The sequence below is a fragment of the Nonomuraea sp. 3N208 genome (assembly GCF_052245935.1).
Classification (GTDB): domain Bacteria; phylum Actinomycetota; class Actinomycetes; order Streptosporangiales; family Streptosporangiaceae; genus Nonomuraea.
In genome coordinates this window covers 1-2,537 of sequence record NZ_JBQQBR010000126.1, presented here as the reverse complement: position 1 = coordinate 2,537, position 2,537 = coordinate 1, and the positions used below count along the sequence as shown (strand labels likewise).

Annotated in this window: 2 protein-coding genes; one reads left to right on the top strand and one right to left on the bottom strand. The window is 59.5% G+C overall.

From position 1 onward, the window contains the following. Positions 1-164: 164 nt before the first annotated feature. A complete protein-coding gene (locus tag ACTWPT_RS59755) occupies positions 165-1,868 on the top strand; it encodes a hypothetical protein (RefSeq protein WP_443186435.1) in 1,704 nt (567 codons plus the stop codon). 306 nt (positions 1,869-2,174) lie between these two features. Here the strand turns inward: ACTWPT_RS59755 and ACTWPT_RS59750 are convergent, their stop codons facing one another. Next, entirely contained in the window at positions 2,175-2,459 is a 285-nt protein-coding gene (locus ACTWPT_RS59750) for a hypothetical protein (protein WP_443186434.1), read from the bottom strand. Positions 2,460-2,537: the final 78 nt, after the last annotated feature.

Sequence of the window (2,537 nt, the reverse complement as noted above, 5' to 3'; positions counted from 1 at the left end):
TCATGATCTCGAAGGTCGTGCCTGTTCTCGTCCTCAGACGAGTCTCCAGACCCCTCTTACAGCCCCCGAACAGTCACGCCACGAAAGGGACGCTCAGGCTGTTACCGATACCTCGCCGTGGCCCTGGTATCGACCCCGGCGGGGCAGATCGGCTGATGCATCAAATGACCATCGGCAAGAACATCCTGGGCCAGACAAGGCCAGGGCTCGAGGCCGCCATCGCCGATGCAGGCGCGTTGTGGACCGGACAGCAGGGCCTGACCGCCATGCATCGGTCCTGGGCGTTCTTCGACGACATGCAGCGGGATCTTAATTGGCGCGTGGACACGCTCAAACAGATGGTCCCGAACGCGGGAAATGGCCTATTGAGCGGGCTCCTCACGTTCAACAGTGAAACGGAGGCTGCGCGGCAGGGGAAAGCCGATGCTGCATCCATCGCCGAGGCGCTCAGACAGCATGAAATCATGAATTCGGCGGAGAGCTGGGATAAGGTGACCGCTGCGACGGGAGCGACCAGGAAGAAGTTGAGCGATCCTGCCTACGCGGCTTCCTTGCTAGCCGCTCTCGGGCCGGACAAATTCCGCAAGCTGTTCATCCAATGGATGAAGAACTCGCGCTACGCGACAGACAAGGGACCTTCGCCCAACCTGATCCAGAAGGGACGTGAGACTCTCGGCCCATTGGCCCAGGCATATGCCAATGCTGAACGTGCCGGGAGACTGGGCGAAGTGTGGCGTGACAAATTCATGGAGACAACCCCGCCCGGCGTGTTGACGGCGCTTGTCGCGATGTCCAAGCCATCCCCCAGGCTTCTTAACCAGATTGCGCTGAGAGTGCTTGGCCGTCCACTTAAGGCCGACCTTCCAACCAGCGAGAACTGGAACCTCAACATACTGGTAGATGCCTATGACGCCGATCCACAAGCAGTGCAGACGCTGCTGGCTGAGAACAAGGACGCCGCGGGCTGGTTACTGCATCCGCAACGCGTCCGGATGAGCGGCATTCGCGGGTTCGAGGAAAAGCTAGCGGGCGTGCTGGACAAGGCATTGAAACCAGGCGTAGGTGATGACACAGTTCGCGAGCGAGCCTGGCTGAACATCATTAGCAGTATGGGTGCCGCGAATAGTCCCTGGATCGGCGGCCAATGGGGTACATTTCATGATTCGCCGGTCAGCGAAACGTTGGCCAAAAACGTGGGCCCGTACCTCGACGAACTCGCGCGTGGCCAGGCCAAGCGTGACAACCCGGATCTGAAGGAGGTGCATCCAAGGCCACCGTGGGACAGTCTCGACCCTGACGTCGCTTCCCGGTTCATGGGAGGGCTGATGCAGGACAAGGACGCGGCGAAGACGCTGTTGAAGGCGGCACAGGACTACGCATTGACCTTGGACATCGGCCGGTTCCGGCCGTTCGGGGACGAGAAGATGCAGGACGAATACACCAAACGCGAGGCGCTCGCTGGCGCAGCAGCGAATCTGTTGCTGAGCGGTTCGGCGTATGCGGAGTGGTCCGATGACGAGTACGCAGACTTTGTCGCCACCGTCGTCACGTTGCCGATCGACTGGCTTTCTAACAAGTTTTGGCCTATTCAGAGCGCCACGGCAGCAACTGCCCGAGACGCTGGTTTAGATGCCTCCAAAGACTCCATCAAGGAAATGATCAAGGATTACCTCGACAAGAAAACACCTGGCACCGCGTCGGTCCTCGCTGACGAGCTGGTCAAAAAGCTTGCTGCTTGGGTGAATGAATCGCTTGAGGAGCACAACCAGAAACCGCTGACACCCTCTCAGCGGAATCAGACGGAGATGGCGTTGCGCGGGCGGCTCTACGACGCGTTGAAAAAGGCGCTGGAGGCGCGAGGAGGCTGACGATGTCCGTTCCCAGTCAAGGTCAGCTTTTCAGGGAGGCTGCCGATAAGGAGTTACTCGCCACCACGCTTACGAGATACGCTGATGAGCTGGAAGAAGTTTTCTCTGGCACGCTGGCGAAACCACAGGAAACTCATATATTTTGGAAAGGGGCGGCAGCAGACCGTTTCGCCACTCAGGCCATGCAGTTACGTCGCGAGATTAGCCTCCTCGCAGAGAACTGCAGATCGACCGCTCACCGTCTTCGCAATCAGGCCCAAGTTCTACGGAATGAGGCAGCTCAGCTGCCTGCATGAACAAGCCGGATCATCCGCTGCGTTCGTAGCAGCTGGTCTTGCCGACGATCATGATGTGCGGCTGCTGGCCGTTGCGCACGGTTGCCAGGAACGTGAGTCCTGTCTTCGGGTTGTGCAGGACAGTCGCCCCCAGATTCTGGTCCTCAATATCAAGATCGCCCACGATGGTCTGGTAGCCCTGCGCCGCCAGCAATGTACGAATCAGACCCACCGCCGTGCCGGGTGAGTGCACGTAGGGCGGACCTGTCAGAGGGCGGTTCGCGAGTTGATGCCCCTTTGATCGCTTGCGCTGCATGAGGAGTGCTGGTCACGGGCTCGTTGCCGGGCTATGGACGCGGCTGAGCGAACAATCCTGGCTCGATCTCCACGAGAA

Coding starts and splice junctions, on each gene's coding strand:
- ACTWPT_RS59755 (WP_443186435.1), top strand. CDS start 165: ATGACCATCGGCAAGAACATCCTGGGCCAGACAAGGCCAGGGCTCGAG.
- ACTWPT_RS59750 (WP_443186434.1), bottom strand. CDS start 2,459: ATGCAGCGCAAGCGATCAAAGGGGCATCAACTCGCGAACCGCCCTCTG.